The sequence below is a fragment of the Streptomyces sp. NPDC127092 genome (assembly GCF_042722475.1).
Lineage (GTDB): Bacteria > Actinomycetota > Actinomycetes > Streptomycetales > Streptomycetaceae > Streptomyces.
The window spans coordinates 1-16,816 of sequence record NZ_JBHXFE010000060.1; the positions used below are offsets into that span (position 1 = coordinate 1).

General features: G+C 73.4%; 18 protein-coding genes. 6 read left to right on the top strand and 12 right to left on the bottom strand.

Annotation, left to right across the window (positions count from 1 at the left end):
* The first annotated feature begins 590 nt into the window (after positions 1–590).
* Positions 591–1,331: a hypothetical protein gene (locus ACFWJO_RS34035; protein ID WP_386871529.1), complete on the top strand. Its 741-nt coding sequence runs from the start codon at positions 591–593 to the stop codon at positions 1,329–1,331.
* A 251-nt stretch (positions 1,332–1,582) separates the two neighbouring features.
* Here the strand turns inward: ACFWJO_RS34035 and ACFWJO_RS34040 are convergent, their stop codons facing one another.
* From ACFWJO_RS34040 to ACFWJO_RS34075, 8 genes are all read right to left on the bottom strand, one after another.
* A complete protein-coding gene (locus tag ACFWJO_RS34040) occupies positions 1,583–2,038 on the bottom strand; it encodes a hypothetical protein (protein WP_386871531.1) in 456 nt (151 codons plus the stop codon).
* 77 nt (positions 2,039–2,115) lie between these two features.
* The gene (locus ACFWJO_RS34045; RefSeq protein ID WP_386871533.1) at positions 2,116–2,628 is read right to left on the bottom strand and encodes a DUF6420 family protein; all 513 of its coding nucleotides are present in this window, start codon (positions 2,626–2,628) and stop codon (positions 2,116–2,118) included.
* On the bottom strand, positions 2,625–2,789 hold the full coding sequence (locus ACFWJO_RS34050) for a hypothetical protein (protein ID WP_386871535.1): 165 nt from the start codon (positions 2,787–2,789) through the stop codon (positions 2,625–2,627). The genes ACFWJO_RS34045 and ACFWJO_RS34050 overlap by 4 nt, the downstream gene beginning before the upstream one ends.
* A complete protein-coding gene (locus ACFWJO_RS34055; RefSeq protein ID WP_386871537.1) occupies positions 2,786–3,619 on the bottom strand; it encodes a hypothetical protein in 834 nt (277 codons plus the stop codon). Before ACFWJO_RS34055 ends, ACFWJO_RS34050 begins: the two co-directional genes overlap by 4 nt.
* 231 nt (positions 3,620–3,850) lie before the next feature.
* Positions 3,851–5,119 (bottom strand): hypothetical protein, encoded by a 1,269-nt coding sequence (locus ACFWJO_RS34060; protein WP_386871538.1) that lies wholly within the window; start codon positions 5,117–5,119, stop codon positions 3,851–3,853.
* A gap of 123 nt (positions 5,120–5,242) precedes the next feature.
* On the bottom strand, positions 5,243–5,566 hold the full coding sequence (locus ACFWJO_RS34065; protein ID WP_386871540.1) for a hypothetical protein: 324 nt from the start codon (positions 5,564–5,566) through the stop codon (positions 5,243–5,245).
* 101 nt (positions 5,567–5,667) lie between these two features.
* Positions 5,668–6,021 (bottom strand): hypothetical protein, encoded by a 354-nt coding sequence (locus tag ACFWJO_RS34070; protein WP_386871542.1) that lies wholly within the window; start codon positions 6,019–6,021, stop codon positions 5,668–5,670.
* Complete coding sequence (locus tag ACFWJO_RS34075; RefSeq protein WP_386871544.1) at positions 6,021–7,007, bottom strand: ParA family protein; 987 nt, start codon at positions 7,005–7,007, stop codon at positions 6,021–6,023. The genes ACFWJO_RS34070 and ACFWJO_RS34075 overlap by 1 nt, the downstream gene beginning before the upstream one ends.
* Positions 7,008–7,291: 284 nt before the next feature.
* Here ACFWJO_RS34075 and ACFWJO_RS34080 point away from each other — a divergent pair, with 284 nt between their 5' ends.
* Together ACFWJO_RS34080 and ACFWJO_RS34085 are read left to right on the top strand one after the other, a co-directional pair.
* Positions 7,292–7,906 carry a hypothetical protein gene (locus ACFWJO_RS34080; RefSeq protein WP_386871546.1) on the top strand — a complete coding sequence of 205 codons (615 nt, stop codon included), beginning with the start codon at positions 7,292–7,294 and terminating at the stop codon, positions 7,904–7,906.
* A 265-nt stretch (positions 7,907–8,171) separates the two neighbouring features.
* Positions 8,172–9,824: a hypothetical protein gene (locus ACFWJO_RS34085; RefSeq protein WP_386871548.1), complete on the top strand. Its 1,653-nt coding sequence runs from the start codon at positions 8,172–8,174 to the stop codon at positions 9,822–9,824.
* Between the two features lie 53 nt (positions 9,825–9,877).
* Here ACFWJO_RS34085 and ACFWJO_RS34090 read toward each other — a convergent pair whose 3' ends face one another.
* Both ACFWJO_RS34090 and ACFWJO_RS34095 read right to left on the bottom strand, forming a co-directional pair.
* Positions 9,878–10,375, bottom strand: coding sequence for a hypothetical protein (locus tag ACFWJO_RS34090; RefSeq protein WP_386871550.1), 498 nt, complete (start codon positions 10,373–10,375; stop codon positions 9,878–9,880).
* A gap of 469 nt (positions 10,376–10,844) precedes the next feature.
* Complete coding sequence (locus ACFWJO_RS34095) at positions 10,845–11,201, bottom strand: hypothetical protein (protein WP_386871552.1); 357 nt, start codon at positions 11,199–11,201, stop codon at positions 10,845–10,847.
* Between the two features lie 380 nt (positions 11,202–11,581).
* On the opposite strand from ACFWJO_RS34095, the gene ACFWJO_RS34100 reads away from it, so the two are divergent.
* Positions 11,582–12,364, top strand: coding sequence for a replication-relaxation family protein (locus tag ACFWJO_RS34100; protein ID WP_386871554.1), 783 nt, complete (start codon positions 11,582–11,584; stop codon positions 12,362–12,364).
* 363 nt (positions 12,365–12,727) lie between these two features.
* Here ACFWJO_RS34100 and ACFWJO_RS34105 read toward each other — a convergent pair whose 3' ends face one another.
* Complete coding sequence (locus ACFWJO_RS34105) at positions 12,728–13,846, bottom strand: integrase (protein WP_386871556.1); 1,119 nt, start codon at positions 13,844–13,846, stop codon at positions 12,728–12,730.
* Positions 13,843–14,235, bottom strand: coding sequence for a hypothetical protein (locus ACFWJO_RS34110; RefSeq protein WP_386871558.1), 393 nt, complete (start codon positions 14,233–14,235; stop codon positions 13,843–13,845). Before ACFWJO_RS34110 ends, ACFWJO_RS34105 begins: the two co-directional genes overlap by 4 nt.
* A gap of 238 nt (positions 14,236–14,473) precedes the next feature.
* Here ACFWJO_RS34110 and ACFWJO_RS34115 point away from each other — a divergent pair, with 238 nt between their 5' ends.
* Positions 14,474–15,886 (top strand): hypothetical protein, encoded by a 1,413-nt coding sequence (locus ACFWJO_RS34115; protein WP_386871560.1) that lies wholly within the window; start codon positions 14,474–14,476, stop codon positions 15,884–15,886.
* A gap of 291 nt (positions 15,887–16,177) precedes the next feature.
* A complete protein-coding gene (locus tag ACFWJO_RS34120) occupies positions 16,178–16,789 on the top strand; it encodes a hypothetical protein (protein ID WP_386871562.1) in 612 nt (203 codons plus the stop codon).
* Positions 16,790–16,816 lie beyond the last annotated feature (27 nt).

Genomic DNA, 16,816 nt, shown 5'->3' on the forward strand with positions numbered 1-16,816 from the left:
TGGGTGCGGCCGGTGCCGTACCCATCACCCCAGCTCAGAGCACTTCTCCGCCCCGTCCCCGCGCGGATGATCTTGACCCCCTCACGCTGGAGGTGGAGGTCGTGACCCCCGGCCCGGGACGGCGGATGGCCGGAAACGGCAGGTCATGCGCCGGACAACACCGGCGAGTAACTAGCGCAAGGGCCTGTTAATAGCCCAGAGGGAGGGAGCTCGGCCCCGTCACCCATTCGGGTGACGGGGCCTCGCCGTGGGCCCTCCGCTGGGTCGAACGTGCAGGTCCAAGCAGAAAGGACGGGCTACGCCCGCGCCTGGAAGGGCACGGCGGCGCGTCCCTGAGCGGCCCTGTGCGGCTCTCAGAGCCTGATCGGCACTCCCCGACGGGGATGGCGAGATAGGCGCCCCATGCCCCCTTCACGCCCCTTCTCGGGCCTGTTCCGCAAGATCCTCCGGCCCGGGGTGCGGGCTGTCCGTGCAGGTCAGCCGGTGCTTTGCGGTAGATCGTCCGCATATGCGATGTTCAGCGACTGAACATCGCGGCCTCGCCGTCCGCGATTCGCGGACACGGCCGGTGCGGTGGCAGGCTGCCCGCCATGGCGAAGATCGACCCGGAGGACCGGGAGCAGCTCCTGGTGGACGCCGAGGCGCTGCTGCTGGCGAAGTACGGCGGCGGCCGCGACTGGATCGACCCGGTCCGCGTGATGCACGCGGTGCGCGCGGCCGCCGACCGGTACGGCCTCGACGACCAGGAGCGGGCGGAGGTGCCGGCCGACGACGTCCTCGCCGCGCTCACCCAGCTCGACGAGGCGCGGGCCGCGCTGGACACCCTGGAACGCGACCTCACCCGGGCCGCCCGCAAGCGCGGGGCCTCCTGGCAGCAGATCGCCGACCACCTCGGGCTCGCCTCCCGCTCCAGCGCCGAGAGCCGGTTCGTCCGCTTGGAGCGCGACGCCGCCAGCTACCGCGGCGACCGCTACCCCGAGCGCCAGCGCGCCGCGCGGGCCCGCAACCGCGCCGGTGACGCCTGGTGCCGGGCCAACGAGCCGCGGCTGCGCGCCGCCGTGTGGTCCCTCGCCTGCCTGAACGACGGCTGGGAACGGCTGGCCCGCACCGCCTCCGCCGAGCGGCTGACCTCCTGGCACCGCGAGCTCGACGGGCCCGCCCTCGCCGCCCGGCTCAAGGCGCTGCGCCGGATCCTCGACCCCGTCGACGGCGAGCTGCCCGCCGCCGGCACCCCGGCCGCGGCCGCCCGCACCGAGGTCCTGGCGCTCCTGGACGAACTCCTCGCCGCCCGCCACGGAACCGGCGCCCCCTCCGAGAACTGGACCCATTGACCCCAACAGGTCCAACCCGCTCCCACCTGCGCCGTCACGTCCGCGATTCGCGGACAGGGCGCTGCCCGGCGGGAGGGGGGCGCCTCGTGACCCGCGCGCGCGTGGAGTGGTTCCACGAAGTTCCACGAAGTGTTCTTTTCCCAGGTCACAGGCTTGCGCCGGAAACCGTGGAACCCTGCGCGCCCCGCCCGCCCTGCCCTGTATTGCGATGGTTTGCCCTCCCGCCCGTGGAACGGTGCGGTTCACGGGGTTCAACCGTCGCCGGGCGGGTCGTCGTCGGGGTGCGGGGCGAGCGCCCATTGGCCCCAGCGTTTGCGGGCGGCGTCCGCGCTGATGCCGAAGGGCTGGCCGATCTGCTCCCAGGAGGTGCCGGCGGCGCGCTCCTCGAGGACGCACACGCGCACCAGGTCCTGCGCGCGGGACTCGATGCCCGCGGCCGCCAGCGCGAAGACGCCGGGCCAGGCGTCCTCGCCCAGCACGGAGTCGAGCAGGACCTCGCGGACCTTCTGCAGGTGGCGGTCGAGGCCGTACCCGGCGCGGGCCAGGGCGCCCCGAGCGGGCTGGGCCTGCCTGGCGCGGCGCCGGTCGCGGTACGCCTTGTCACGGCACCCGCGCGGCCGGGCGCAGTACCGTCGACGGGGTGAGGCCCCCTCGGGGAACGGCTGCCCGCACCACCGGCAGCGCGGGACGGGGCCGCTGTCGTCCATAACCGGACCGTACGTCCGCCCTCGCGCGACGGCCACACCCCGCCCCTCCACAGTCAGACCCGTTGGGTCCAACAGGTCTAACCGGCCTCTGCCTGGTCTTCCGCGTCCAGCTCCTCCGCCCGGCGGACGGGCCCGAACCGGGCCTCGGCCTCCTCGACGAGCCGGTCGGCGAGGCTGAGGTCGCCCAGTTCGACCGCGAGCACGGCGCGCACGAACACGGCGAGCGGGACGGCGCCGATACGCACCTCGAAGCAGCGCAGCACCCCGTCCGAGAACGCGGGGTGGTGGCGGCACCCGGCGGCGACGCAGTAGCCCTCGACGGCCAGAGCGAGGCGCCGGTAGGCGGCGCCCTTCTCCTCGGTGCACTGCGCGGGACAGCCGAGGTGGTCCAGCGTGATCCGCAGGTGGGCGGCCTTCTCCTCCGCCTTCCGGATGGTCAGCCGCCCGCCGCCGGGCGTGACGTAGCGGCCGGAGGCGGGCACCAGGGCGTACGGGTGGATCAGCGGCAGCTTCACCTCCGTCCCGTGCAGGACGGGCAGCCCGTCGTACTCGATGTACGGGCCGGCGACGCCACGGTCCTCGGTGGTCATGCGGTCCTCGTCTCCCCCGCCTCGTCGGCGGGCTCGTGGTCCTGGTCCTCGTCGTCCTGGTGGTCGTCGGCGGGCCAGACGCCGAACGGCCCGGCCCGGCCGGGGCCGGCGGCGCCGAGCTGGGCGGCGCCGCCCTTGAGCCGGTGGTGGGCCCGGATCACGGGCGGGCGCCCGGGACGGCGGGCACGTTGCGCAGCAGCGCGGCGGTCATCGCCAGGAGCGTCTCCGCCTCGGCCCGGTCGTAGAGGAAGTCCTTGGTGAGCGGGTCGTTGTGCATGGCGCCGGACGTCTGGCTGTAGAGGGCGTCCTGGATGCGCCACCAGCGCTCGGTCTGGTTGCACTGGTTGGCGAGCTTCTTCGACCCGGGCTTGTCCCAGTCCACGTGGTGCTGGATCCACTCCAGCGCCCGCCGGACCTCCAGGATCGACGCCCGGATCTCCCCGGTGGTCAGCAGCCGCTGGGCTTCCCGCAGCAGCCGGCCGACCTCGGCGCGCTCGGGGTCGCCGAGCGGGTAGGGCACGGCCATCTCGAAGGCCGCGGAGGGTCCGAGCTGCGCGATCTGCTGCTCCCAGGTGCTCTTGGCGAGGGTGATGTTCTCCGTGGCCTGGGCGCACCCGGGGTATCCGGTCGCCTGCGGGAGGGTGGCGTTGAGGTCGATCTCGAACCGCACGTCGCCGTTGCGGGCCTCCTCGATCGCGTGGACCTGCAGCGACGTCAGCGGGAACACCAGATTCACCTGGTGGCGCGTGACGACGGGGGTGTACGCGAGGTTCGCCGTGATCCGGCCGAGCCGGGATCGCTGCGCCGGCGCGGTGCCGAAGCCGAAGAGCTCCGCCTCCAGGGCGAGGATCTTTCCTGCCTCCTCGAACGGCGAGACCCCGACGGCGAGCTGGACACTCAGCTCGTGGCCGCCCAGCGTGGGGCGCAGCCACGTCTGGTCACTGCTGACCGCCGTCGTGAACCGGATGTCGTCGAAGCGGAGTTCCTGCATGGCTCCCCCAAGGGCGTGAACGAACCGCTGATTCTGCCGGGCCGGGCGCCGGCCCCGCCGCCGGTTCCCCGTGGGACTCGCCCCCGCGCGCACGCGTTGGACGGTCTCATAGGTTCCACGGATGTTCCTTTCCACAGGTCAGCGCGTTGCGCTTCGGTCTCGCGGCGGACAGGCGAAGGCCCCGCTCGCCGGGGCGGGCGGGGCCGGTTGGACCTGTTGGACCCAACGGGTCTACAGCGGGGCGAGGCGGGCGGCGCGGTCCAGGGCCCGCAGCAGCTCGGGCTCCCACCCGGCGCGCGGGGTGTCGTAGGCGAACAGGCCGGAGGCGGACAGCACGTCGAGCTGCACCTGGTGCTCGACGCCGAGCCGCCACGCCTCGCGCAGGACCTCGCGGGCCTCATCCCGGGCAGCGCGGCCGGAGGTCGCGGTGTCCTTGGCGTCGGGCAGCGCGGCGAGCTTGCGGCCGGCCTTCGCCAGCCGCTCCATGAGCACGGCGGCCCTCTCCGCGTCCGGCCGGGGCGGCACGAGGTGGAGCTCGGGGGCGGCGACGCCGCGGCGCAGCTGCTCCATCCGCTCCGGGAGCGGGCTCCAGCCCTCGGTGCCGGCGAGCTCGCCGTTCACCTTGGCGACCGCCGCGGTGTAGGCGCGCTGGGCGCCGCGCGGCTGCAGGGTGGTCCCGGCGGGCCGGTACTGCGGGCCGCTCTCCTCGTCGACGTCGCCGCCGTGGTTGCCGCGCACGGACACCCAGACGGCGTCGGCGCTGCCGGTGACATCGACCATCAGCAGCCGTCGGACGAGGAACCAGCGGATCAGGGCGGCCCGGGTCGCGCGGCGCAGCGGGTAGATCTCGACGGAGACCGGGTCGTCGGGGCGGGCGTTCTGCGGGCGGCGCACGATGCGGACCTCGGTCAGGGCGGGGGAGAGGTCCTCCAGGCGCAGCGCGCACAGCTCGCCGACGCGGGAGCCGGTGTCCAGGGTGACCGAGGACATCGCCAGCATCCGCACCCAGCGGGGGAAGCCGCGGGTGAGCAGGCCGCCCTCGGCGGTCCAGTGGGTGCGCCGCCCGATGTAGTCGGCGACGGTCTGCAGGCTGGTGCGCATCCGTTCGCGCCGGTCGACGTCGACGGGTTCCTTGCGGGGCTGCTCCTCCTGCGGGCGCAGGTGGACGACCTCCAGGCCGAGCTCGCGCTGCAGCAGCACCATCACCCCGGAGCGGACGTTCGCCGTGGCCTCGGAGGTGGGCCTCACCCCGCCCCGGTCGCGCAGTTCGCCGACGAGGGCCAGGCGCTCGTACGCCTTGAGCGCGTCGTAGCCGAAGACGTCCGCCAGGTCCGCGTCGACGTCGAGCGGGTGGTCGGGGTGCTTCAAGGCGCGGACCAGCTCACGGGCGTGCGCACGGATCTGCCGGGCTCGGGCCTCGGACGGCGCGGCGGCGCAGGCGGACTCGACCGCTTCCTGCAGCTCGGGCACCTCGTCGAGGACGTCGGGCTTCTTCTTCACGGATCGCACCGTAGCCACGTCCCGGCGGCCACACGGCCCGAACCAGGAATTAGACCCATTAGAACCAACAGCCCCAACCGGCGCTGACGTGCCCACATGGCCCTGCCCCTCGGCGTGGGGAGGTCATTGGTCGCCGTACTCCACGATCTTCCATCCGTCGGGCAGGTTCCGTACGTCGAAGCCGGGGGCGAGGACCTGGTGGACGTGGATCTCGGGGTTCCCTTCCAGGAATTCCAGGGCTGTCTCGATGTGCGGCGATCCCACGTTGTCCCAGAGGACCACGGGTTCGACCGGTGAGCCGGGCAGGCAGGACTCCGCCCCGGCAGGAAGAGACAGCCAGCCCACTATGGGGACGACGGTGATGTCCCGCTGCTCCGGGTCGGCGAAAGCGAGGCGCCACCCGCTCGGGGCGGCAGTGAAGGACTGGGGCGTCGAGTCAGTCGTCATGGGCTCACCCTGCACCGCCGTCCCGCACGGGTGGTCGGCTTTCAGCAAGAACGCGGCAGGGCCCCGCCGATGATCTGGCGGGGCCCTGCGCTTGGAAGGGGTCAGGAGACCGGCGGACCGGTCTTGAGCCTGGCGTTCGGCCTCGGCGGGTAGCGGCGGCCGCCGTTGTGCTGCTCCTCCGCCTCCTCGATAGCGAGCGCGATGGCGGCCTCGACGAACGAGGACAGGGAGACCGGCGGGGTCTCCACGTTCGGGTCCCGCTGCAGGCCGACGACCGTGTCGCGCAGCCGCTCCAGCAGCTCGTTGGTCACGTACGCGGGGACCTTCGACTTCCCGCCGGGCACTTGGCCGCCGGCCCCGATCAGCTTGCCGAGGATCCCGCTGCCGCCGACCGGGCCGGTCTCGGTCTTCGCCGGCGGGTTGCCGTTGGCGGGTCCGGATCCGATCTTGGGCATCAGGCAGCTTCCTTCACGGGCAGGAGGATGTGGGCGAGCTGGGCGTAGTCGAGCGCGGTCGTGGCATCGGGGAACAGGGCGCGCAGGGGCAGTCCGTGCGCGGGGGCGATCGCGGCCTTCACGTTGCGGCGGGCAGGGGCGATGACCGCGCCGGGGTAGTCCCGGCGGATGGTGGCGGCGATCTGCGGAACGAGATTCGACATGCTCCAGTCGGACATCACCGTGGCCGCGACGACCAGGCCGGGGTTCTCCTCCTCCTGGACGCTCTCGATCGTCTTCTTGAGCTCCTTGAGCGCGGCCTTGTCCAGGGTGCTCACCTTCAGGGGCAGGATGACCTCGTCCGCCGCCACCAGGCCGTTGACGCTGAGCTTCCCCAGCTCCGGCGGCCCGTCGATGATCGTGATGTCGACCGGAGCCGTGGAGCGGCGGATCGCCGTGCGCAGAGTGGTGTCCCGGGCGGCCCGGGGGTCGAGCTCGATGTGCTTGAGGTGCTCGTAGGACGGCACCAGGTACAGGCCCTTGATGCCCGTCTCGTACGTGGCCTCGTCCAGCGGCTGGCGCCCGTACAGAACGTCGGTGAGCGTGTACCGCTCGTTCTCGGGGATGCCGGTGTAGTCCGGGCGGAGCCACGTCCGGGTCACGGAGGCGTCCTGCGGGTCGGCGTCGATGATGCGGACGGTGTAGCCCATCGCCACCCACGCGGCCGCCAGCTCGACCGACGTCGTCGTCTTCCCGGCGCCGCCCTTCTGGTTGACCACCACGTACGTGCGGTGGCCGGTGAGCGGAGCCGGCGGCGAGACGAAAGTCGGCGGGACGAAGAACTGCGCGCGGGCGTCCTCGCGGTACCCCAGCAGCTTCGCGATGGCGGCCTCGATCGCGTCCTGGGACTCCTCCAGGTACGGGATCAGCTCGTCGACGCGCCAGTCGTTCACCACGTCCAGCCGCGGCGCGGAGGCAGGCAGCGGCTCCAAGACGGTCATCGACATGTGTTGCTCCTCATCGGCCGGTCCTCGGCGCTCCCGTACGGTTCACGCCCCGACCGTACCGCCTGCCTATGCTCCGATCCGGACACCGGCCCGGAACGGAGCCTTTCGGGGAAGCCGCAGGACAAACGATGTTCGACCCGTTGGACCCAATGGATCTAGACCCGTTGTCCCCAACGGGCCCAACCCGCTGGTAAGACCCCTCGCGCACGCGCACGCGTGGGTCTGTCGCGCAACGCGCGATAAGGCCGCGACGGTAGCGGTCGGCGTCCGTACGGTCCGCCGTCATGAGAACGAACAACCGCCGCCCCGGCCGCCCCTGCCTGCTCACCCCCGAACGGATCGACGCCATCGAGCGGGCCTCCGCCGTCGGGGCCAACACCGCCCTGGCCGCCGAAGCCGCCGGGGTTTCCCGGGCCACCCTCGCGCGCTGGATCGCCCGCGGCCGCGCCGCCGCCGAGGCCCGCGAGGACGGAGACCCCGCCGACCCGCGCGACGATCCGTACGTGGACCTGCACCGGCGGGTGGAGCTCGCCCGCTCCCGAATGGCCACTCGGGCCCTGGGCCGTGTCCTGCAGGCCGGCGCCGGGAGCCTGGTCCTGGACGAACGCGTGCGCACCTACACCGACCCGGTCACCGGCCTGGAGGTCGAGGAGCGTCAGGTGCGCTACCTGCGGCCGGACTGGCGGGCGGCCGCCTGGTGGCTCGCGCGGATCTTCCCCGAGCACTACGGACCGAACGCCAAGAGCTGGGACCAGGTCCTCGACGAGCTCACCGCCCAGGAGCTCCACGGCGAACGCGCCCGCACCGAGGTCGACGAGTTCGCCGGCCTCGCCGAACGCCTCCGGCTCGCCCTCTCCCAGAACGCCCCCGAAACCCCCACCGCGGCCTCTCCCTCCTGACACTCCCGACCGCCCGCCGTACAAGCCGTGCGGTGAGGCCACGACCACCGGGATCCGGATATCGGCATCAATGTCGGCGGCGGGCGCTACGGTTCTCGGTACGGCTAGACGCGTACCGCCGTTCGCCGCCGCCTCCCGCGCCCACGCCGCCCGGGGCACAGTCGGCCAAGGTCTCCTGGGGCCCGCGGAGTGAGAACACCTGCCTGTGGCCTCGACGTACACGGCCGGCGGGAGCGTGGGGGACCGCCGCGTCACGGAGTACGCCATGTCGCCGAAGAAGCAGAGCACCGCGGGCAAGAAGGCCCGCGCCGCCGCCCGCCAGGGCGAGAAGTTCACCACCGCGCTGCGCCGCGAGACCGCCGAGCTGTCCCCGGCCGAGCTCAACGCGCTCGGAGTCGCCGACGCGAAGGCCCACGCCGAGTCCTTCGCGGACAAGGACGACTGGGACTGGGACACCCGCCGCGCCCGCCAGGAGTGGGAGGAGGTCCAGCAGTGGGAGCGGATGCGGGCCGGCCGGGAGCTGCGCATCTGGAACGCGGTCATCGAGACCCGGGCCGCCGCCCTGGACGCCGACGACGCCTGGCACCGGCTCGCCCTGTACATGCGCAGCCCCCTCCACCGGCGCGGCGACGAGGCGTTGCTGCACCAGACGTGGGAGATCGGCGATGCGTCCTCGGACGAGGTGGTGGAGCGCGGGTACCGCCGCGAGCTCGCGCCGCTCGACCCGGGCGCGCTGAGCGAGGGCGAGCGCCGGCGCCTGGAGGCGGACTACCCGCGCGGCGTGTTCGCGCTCCTCGGCACCCGCGGTGAGCACTACGGCGCCTGGGAGCAGGCGCACGTCGCCGACTACTGCCAGACGCTGGAGCGGGCCGCACGCATGATCGAGCAGGGGCGCGGGCTGAGCGAGGAGGACTGGCGGCGGTGGGTGTCCGAGCTCGACGCCGAGCGCGGGCCGCTGCCCGACGGGGTCAAGCTGACGTACTGGCGGGCCCATTTCCGGGTGGAGTTCCTCGCCGGGTACGACGAAGCCTCCGCCCGCCGGCGGGCCGAGGAGCTCGCGGCGTCCGTCGTCGACTACGCCGGGCGTCCGATCGGCCGCGTCGTCGACGGCACGCTGGAGCCCGACGACGGGTTCCGCAGCGCCGCCGACGGCCGATGGCTGCACCCGGCCGCCTTCAACAGCGGCGAGCTGACCGCCAAGGCCCTGTGGGAGGACTACGCCCAGGTCGAGGCGCGTACGGCCGCGGGCGAGCCGGTCGGCTCCCGCCCGGTTCTGCGGAACATGTACCGGCTCGCCGCCGAGCAGCTGCGCGGAGCCTTCGCCCGCTCGACCGGCAACTACGCGGAGCACGAGGCGAAGCTGCACACCCAGCCGGACGGCACCCGTACCTACACCAGTCCCGGCCTGATGCGGCAGGTCACCGCCAACGCCCGCGCCGAGGCGGAGGGGAAGACGCCCGCCGAGCTGCGGGAGATGGCGGAGCACGCCGACTACATGGCGCGGCGGGTGTACGGCAAGAGCGTCCAGAACGACGAGGACGTGCGCCGGATCGAGGCGGCCGAGCAGCGGGCCAGGGTGTGGGCGAAGCTCGCCGACGACATCGAGGCGGTCACCGCGATCGCCGGGGAGCCGGCCGCCGGATGGCCGCTGCTCGGGGTGACCTGGCAGCAGACCGACGGCGAGGACGGCCCGCAGCTGGAGGTCTGGGCGGAGACGACCGACGGGGACACCGACCTGGTCGGCCTGTGGCCCCTGGGCGAGGACGGCAGGCCCGCCGGGGCGTACCACGTAGTCCTGCAGACCGCCCCCGGCCGCGCACCCCGCACCGCCCCGTACCCGGTCGGCTTCGTCCCGCCGAACCCGGCCAAGGGCGCCGCGTCGGAACGGTGGCGGTGGCTCGGCATCGAGCCCAGCTGACCCGTCGTGGTGCCCGGTCCCGCCGTCTGACGAGGCCGGGCACCCGGCCCGTACTACTGCGGTGTCTGCTCCGTCAGGGACGCCAGGGACGCGTTGCGCGCGGTCACGTGGCCGCACGGCCACGGGTTCCACCGGTGTCCCGGCGGAGCCGGGCGTGGGTCGACGTCGTACCCGCCGCCCGTGATGCGCTCCACGGCCGCGTCCCGGTGAGCGGCGCACGCGTAGATGACGCCGTGGTGCGTGCCGAGCTTCCCGGGCCCCGGGGTGTTCGCCTCCACGATCAGCGAGGCGCCCTCGTCGCACTCCCACCCGGTGTGCCCGTCCGCCGACGCGGTGCCCGGGGTGCTGCGCAGCTCCTCCGCGTAGCGCCGGGTGGACTCCTTCACCCAGTACCGGGGCGCCTCCGTGGAGGCCGGGGCCGGCGTCTCGTCCTGGCGGTCGTCGGCGGCGGTCTTCGCGGTGGTGAGGCGTCGACGGGCGGCGGTGTACGAGATGCCCTCGCGCGCGGCGAGTTCGCGGGCGGCGCGCTTGTCGTGCTTGTCGATGGTCATGGACCGGTCGCTCTCCCGGCGGCGGGCCCCACGCGTCGGCCGCCGTGGCGTCGGTGGACCACGAGGAGCCCTACGGGGCGGTGCTGACGTCGCGTGAGGCTCAAGCCCCTTGTCCTCGGCGCCGTCCCGGCGTGGGCGGGGCGGCTCGGAGTCGGGCCGACGCGGTGCGGCCACCCCCACCGTAGCGCGGACGGACAGCACCTCCCCGGTGTTTCGCAGCGCGAACGGCGCCCGGCCCGAGCGATGCCGTCCCGCGCTGCGGAATGCCGGGGCAGCGGGGGTCTGGGGGCCGGCGAAGGCCCCCAGTAGCCACCGGCCTGCCGTGCCCGACGCCCGGTAGACCCGCCGACAGACCCGCCGTCAGACCCGACAGACCCGCTGACAGACCCGCTCACGAAACCGCAGACGGGCCCCTGTAAGACCTGTTAGCCCCAACAGGTCTAATGGGGCCCGTCGTCGTGTACGGCCGTCAGCGGCCCGCACGGATGCCCTGGAAGCCCGGGCCGAGGCCGCGCCGCCTCGGGGGCCTGCGCGCGGCGGGCACCATCGCTGCGGCGGGCGGCTGCTTCTCCTGGTCGTCGGCGGCGATGCCCAGGCGCCGGCGGGCGCCTCTGGTCGCGGCCGCCACGGCGGCGAGGGCCTGCGCCAGCTCCGGATCGGCGCCGCTCAGGGCCTCGGTCAGGGTGTCGATCGCGTCGAGGGTGTCCTCGGCGGCCGCCGTGCTCCAGCCGCCCGGTCCTGCGACGTCGGCAAGTTTGCAGGCGGCCTCCACCGCCTGCTCGGCGTGCTGCTCTACCCCGGGCGCGGCCCGTCCCCACGACTCCACTGACCGTCCCGATGGTGCGCCTGCCGAAGTTCCTTGACGGCGGGTGTCACACGGAGCCGGATTTCCACACCTGTAGAAGGCGATAGGGGATCTCGGCCCGAGGCCCCGCGATGGCTCCGAGGAGCACCGCCGTGTACGACAACAGCAACGACGACCACGAGGACACTGCACGCGACCAGGCCGGTCAGCCGCCCGCCGACGGTGCCACGCCCAGTGCCGCCTCCGGTCCTGCGTCCGACTCCGACGGACGGGACGAAACCGCAGGTCAGAAGCCGGTCAAGGGGGCCGCTTCGGAGCAGGACACCTCTATCCCAGCCCTCCTGGGGACTCCTGCAGCTCCGAGGAAGCTCGCTTCGACCGCCCGTACCCGAGGCCACCTGATGCTGACGCTGTCCCGCGTCCGGATCGCCACCGCCACCCAGCTGGCCGCCGTCGTCACCAACAACGGCCTCGGCGTCGGCTACGCGCTGCGCGGGCTGCGGGACCTGCGGGCGCTCGGTCTGGTCGACCACGGGCAGCACGGCCGCGAGAAGGTCTGGCACCTGACGGCGGCCGGCCAGCGGGCCGTTGCCGAGGGCGGCGACGTCGTCATGCGCCCGCACGCCGCGACGGGGGAGCGGGCCATAGCCGCGGGCCTCGCCCCGCACGGCCTGGCCGTCACCGACGTCATCGTCCGGTGGGGCGGGCCGATCCTCGACTGGGAGGTCGAGGTGGACCACACGATCGACAAGGTCCGCCGGGTCGTCTCCGACGCCGTCCTCTACCGGCCCGGCCGGGGCGCCGAGGCCGAGTTCCTCGAGCTCGACCGCTTCACCATGTCGCTGTCCCGCCTCGCGCTGAAGCTCCGGGCGTACGAGGCGTACAGCCAGGCCACCTACTTCGAGGGCGAGCGCGGCACGATCGGCTCGACGAAGTCGCTGTGGCGCCAGCGCTACCCGGACAGCCCGATCTTCCCCGTCGTTCGCCTGGTCCTCGGCGGCAGCAACGACGCCGACGTGCTGGACCGGCGGGCGAAGGCGCTGCAGCAGCGGATCCAGGGCATCCGACTGCGGGTCGACGTCGCGGCCCTGCCCCGCCTGCTGGACCAGCCCTCCAGCGAGTGGACGTGGCGGCCGATCGGCCAGAGCGAGGAAGAGGCGCGCGCCCGGCACCGGGCGGCGTGACCCGGTCGGGCGCCCCTCGTTGGGCTGGGCGTCCACGTCGACGTCACGTCAGGACCCGGGGCTGTCATGGCGACCACCCGGGCCCGCGGGTCGCGCCCTGGGTCGCCTCCTAGGTCCCCTCCTGGGTCGCGGCCCGGGTCGCATCCCGGGTCGCGCCCTCGGTCACATCGCCCCTTCCCAGCGCGGGCCTTGAACACCGCCGTGACCAGCACCTTCGACGCGATTCCCTCCGGCATCGGCCGCCGACTACTTGTCTGTGCCGCTCTATGGCGGCTGGCCAATCGCGCTCTGCCCACGACGCAGCTCAGCCCCGGTCGGACCCGTTGGTTCCAACAGGTCTGACCGGGGCTGAGCTGTGTGCGGTCAGGCGAGGCCGGCGGAGGCGTTGTCGTCCCAGCCGTCGTCGCGCTGCATGTAGCCGAGCATCGAGCGGGAGTGGCGGGCCCAGCCGCCCTGGTCGGCGATGGCGATGCCGTCGCGGCCCGCGCGGCGGGCGACGGAGGCCAGGCCGATGCGCAGGGAGTGCCCGGTCCAGGCGATCGGCACCCCGGCCCTCGTCGAGATCCGCTTGATGGCGCGGGTGACGGAGTCGGGCACCATGCCGCCGGTGACGTGGCCCCACCGGTCGATACCAACGAAAGCCGGAGTAGAGGGGTCGGCCCACCGTTCACCGTGCTCGGCGACCAGCCGGGTGCGGTACGCGGTGTACGCACGCACCGGGCAGATCTCGGGATCGTCGGCGTAGCGGATCTTCGCGTTGCGCACCGAGTGCTTGGTCTTGCCGGTGAGCACGGCGACGACCAGGCCGCGCGGGTGCAGGGTGACGTCGCCGGTCAGCAGTCCGGCCGGGTCCTGGGAGCGGCTGGCGTAGTGGAAGCCGGTGAGCGCGAGCGCCTTGTCCCGGTCGCCGGTGAGGGTGTCGGGGCAGGCGCGGGCGATGGCCCGCAGGCCGTCGATGTCGCCGCCGACCGCCTGTCCGCGGCCGCGCCGTTCCCCGGCCTGCAGGAGCTTGACCGCCAGGCCCTCCAGGGCGACGCGGGCCTCGGCCTGGTCGTCGCCGGAGACCGTCACGCCGCGCTGGCGCAGCCCAACGACGGCGGCCGCCAAGTGGGTGGAGGCCGACGACGGGGCGTAGCCCCTGCCGTTCTGCTGGCCCTCGCGCAGCATCCACGTCACGAACGCCACCAGCGCGCCCCGGCTGCCCTCCAGCTGCGGCAGGCCGGCGGCGGCGCAGAACCGTTCCCACACCCGCCAGCTCTTGTCGTAGGTGTCAACGGTGTTGTCCGGGGTGATCTCGGCGGCGACGGCGTCGGCCAGGTCCTCGGCCTCGGCCAGCCGGCGGGCGGCGTCGACGCCGTGGCGTTCGGCCCACCGCTCGATGAGCGCCTGGCGCTCGGCGGCCGCCAGGTCCAGAGGTGCAACGGGCTGGTGCCCGCCGAGGAGGTCGACGGGCACCAGCGCGATATCGGCGGCCGTGCTCACGGAGCCCCCACCGCAGCCGTCTTCGAGCGGCGCGAGGAGACCAGCGTCCAGCGGGTGCGGTCGTAGCCCTCGGCGTCGTGCCACCCGGCCCACAGCACGCAGACGAGCTGGTTCCAGGCGTTCATCCGCTCGCTCAGCCAGTTGTCGGGCACCGGCTCGTCGTCGCTGTAGTCGTCCGCGAACCGGAAGTTCGGACCGAGGGCGTCCGTCTGGACGGACAGCGCCATGCTGAGCGCCCGGGCGGCGGCGTCCTGGCCGCTGTCCTCCAGTTCGCGCAGCCGGTCGGCCAGGAACGCGCAGACGTCGGCGTAGTCCTGCGGGGTGAGCTGGTCGACGGTGAACGCCCGGTCTTCCGGGATGGCCGGGACGGCGGAGAAGTCGAACTTCACGGTGGGGTTCTCTCCCTCACTTCGGGACGCGTCGGTCGACGGGTCGTCATGTCCCGTTCTGTCGCGTCGGATAAGGAGAGGTTATCCGACGCGACCCCACCCGTCCGCGAATCACGGACGCCCGTCCGGGAGGTTGGCCGGAATTCGCTGCACGAAGAGGGTTGTCTGTCGTGTAGAAGTGGGGATGTGGGACGTTGCACAAGACGTGCAACGCCGAGACTGGAAAGAGGAATCAAACTTGGGTACCCCTCGACCGCTCGCCAACGGGCTGCGCACCGACCACCCAGTGCCGGGCCTCCCGTTCGTCGACGACTCCCACATCCCCCTCGACGAGGGGCCGGAGGCCATCGAGGCCGTCGGCCGCCACGAGGGCGGCGGAATGTGGGGCCGGTTCGACCCCAACGACCGCAGCGGCGACGACGACTGGCACGCCTTCACCACCGACCCGCTCAACCACGCACTCGGCTGGTCGGTGCGCTCCCACCCCGTCCATGGCCGCACCGTGCTGCTGATGAGCGACGGCGACACCGCCCTGCAGCACAGCATGTGGTCCGGCGACCAGCTGCTGTTCCGCGCGGGCGGCTACTGGTTCGACGGCACCACCTGGTACCGGCCCGGTCAGGTCTGGGACCCCGTCGAGCAGGACCACGAGCGCCGCAAGGCCCGCGCCGCCGTCACGGTCAGCGCCGCCGACATGCTCGACGGCCGCGCCGACCCGGCCAAGGCGTACGTCGGCAAGGTCACCACCTTCGACCCCGAGGCGCCGGCCCCGGACAACTGGCTCGACCACCTGGCGCTGTGGGCCGCTCGCCACCAGGAGCGCGACGGCGCCCGGCCGCTGGAGCAGTGCGTCGTCGACGTCTCCAGCCCCGAGCTGAGCGGCGCGCAGCTGCTCGGCGTGCCGGAGATGGCGGAGCTCGGCGGCATCACCGCTTCCACGCTGCGGTCCTACATCTCGCGCGGCAACAGCGAGGTCCCCCAGCCGCAGGCGAGCGTGAACGGCCGCGACCAGTGGGCCCGGGCGGTGGCCGACGACTGGGTGGAGGCCCGCCAGCGCTCCTACGAGGGCATCAAGGCGACCATGTCCGCCGGCGACCCCGACAACCTCTCGCCCGGCGCGGCCGCGGTGCGCGACCGGTTCGCCGCCGACTTCCACAGCACCCTGTGGGGGCGGCCGGACGTGCGCAAGCGGTGGATCCTGCGCCAGCGCAACGAGACGTCCGTACGCGAGGTGTCCGACGCGCTCGCCTGGGACGTCGCCGTCAGCCTCGACCGGATCCTGCCCACCGACATCCTGGGCCCGACCGTCAGGAAGGCGATCCTCAACGACTTCGCCGAGTCGATCGACCTGAACGAGCGCGGTGCGAAGCGCCGGAAGGAGCCGCTGCAGGAGGCGCGGGAGAACAAGTGGTGGCACCTCAACCTGACGGTGCCGGTGGGGAAGATGCTGGACTGGTACATCCGCCACCACCCCGAGTCGGCCCACTGGCAGATCGGCGAGATCATGCGCGAGGCCCGCAACCGGTGGGACGTGCCGCCCCAGGCCACGCTCCGGGCACTGCGGCAGGCCCTCGCCCTCGACGGTGAGCTGACCGAGCAGCAGCGCGAGATCTACTTCGCCCTCCTCGCCCCGCGCGAGGACCTCGACTGACCGACCCGGTTCGACAGCAGGGGCCGGAGCCAATGCCAGTGGCTCCGGCCCCTGCGCGTGACTGTAGCCGGGGAGCGGCCCAGGCCCCGGACAGCCCGCCTCCCCTCTCCGGACAGCCGTCTCCCCGGGAGAAGCCGCCCCCGCCCGCGCCTCCGGCCCGACGCCCCCGGGAGCGGCCTCCGGAGAAATCTCCTCCCCTCCTTCCTGTCTTCCACCGCCCCTCTCCACAGAGGGGGTGAGGGGCAGTTCGCCCTTCGCGGGCGGAGTGCCCGGAAGCCGAGGGAGACGGCGATGGAGTGGATGGACACGGCGCGGGCGCTGGCGGAGGACCCGTGGGTGCGCCTGGCGGTGGTCGAGGGCGTCCGGGGGATCGCCCGGCGTGTGGAGCGCGGCCGCGAGGCGGCGGCCGAGCACAGTGAGGCGGCGGCCGAGCACAGTGAGGCGGCGGGGCCGGCCACCACGGTCCCGGGTGCCGGAGGAACGGAGAAGCGGGTGACGACGATGGTCGACGGCAGGACGGGCGAGCAGCTCGCCGAGGAGCTGCTGCGGGACGTGGGCAACGAGTACATGCTGGCGGCGACCCGGTTCCTCGGAGCCCACCGCGACGGGTACTGGCTGCGGCGCTTCGCCGAGGACCAGGAGCTCGAGGCCGCCGCCGGTCGGCCGCTGCTCGACCGCAGCGGCAAGTACCCCAGCGTCGACTGGGACGCGGTCGGCCATCTGCTGACGCTCACCGGGTCGCCGGTGACCCGGTCGTCGCGCAGTGAGGCCCTGGTGCTGGAGTTCGCCGCCTCCTTGGTGGGGCAGTGCCCGGTCCAGCTTCGGCCGTTCCTCCAGGTCTTCGACGACGCCGAGTTCACGGCGGCGCTGCAGGCGATGCGGGCCGCGCGCGGCGGCGGCTGACGCTGACGGCTGGCTACCGGGGTGGCA

Coding starts and splice junctions, on each gene's coding strand:
- ACFWJO_RS34035 (WP_386871529.1), top strand. CDS start 591: ATGGCGAAGATCGACCCGGAGGACCGGGAGCAGCTCCTGGTGGACGCC.
- ACFWJO_RS34100 (WP_386871554.1), top strand. CDS start 11,582: ATGCTGACGCTGTCCCGCGTCCGGATCGCCACCGCCACCCAGCTGGCC.
- ACFWJO_RS34075 (WP_386871544.1), bottom strand. CDS start 7,007: ATGTCGATGACCGTCTTGGAGCCGCTGCCTGCCTCCGCGCCGCGGCTG.
- ACFWJO_RS34070 (WP_386871542.1), bottom strand. CDS start 6,021: ATGCCCAAGATCGGATCCGGACCCGCCAACGGCAACCCGCCGGCGAAG.
- ACFWJO_RS34055 (WP_386871537.1), bottom strand. CDS start 3,619: ATGCAGGAACTCCGCTTCGACGACATCCGGTTCACGACGGCGGTCAGC.
- ACFWJO_RS34120 (WP_386871562.1), top strand. CDS start 16,178: ATGGAGTGGATGGACACGGCGCGGGCGCTGGCGGAGGACCCGTGGGTG.
- ACFWJO_RS34065 (WP_386871540.1), bottom strand. CDS start 5,566: ATGACGACTGACTCGACGCCCCAGTCCTTCACTGCCGCCCCGAGCGGG.
- ACFWJO_RS34090 (WP_386871550.1), bottom strand. CDS start 10,375: ATGACCATCGACAAGCACGACAAGCGCGCCGCCCGCGAACTCGCCGCG.
- ACFWJO_RS34085 (WP_386871548.1), top strand. CDS start 8,172: ATGTCGCCGAAGAAGCAGAGCACCGCGGGCAAGAAGGCCCGCGCCGCC.
- ACFWJO_RS34080 (WP_386871546.1), top strand. CDS start 7,292: ATGAGAACGAACAACCGCCGCCCCGGCCGCCCCTGCCTGCTCACCCCC.
- ACFWJO_RS34040 (WP_386871531.1), bottom strand. CDS start 2,038: ATGGACGACAGCGGCCCCGTCCCGCGCTGCCGGTGGTGCGGGCAGCCG.
- ACFWJO_RS34045 (WP_386871533.1), bottom strand. CDS start 2,628: ATGACCACCGAGGACCGTGGCGTCGCCGGCCCGTACATCGAGTACGAC.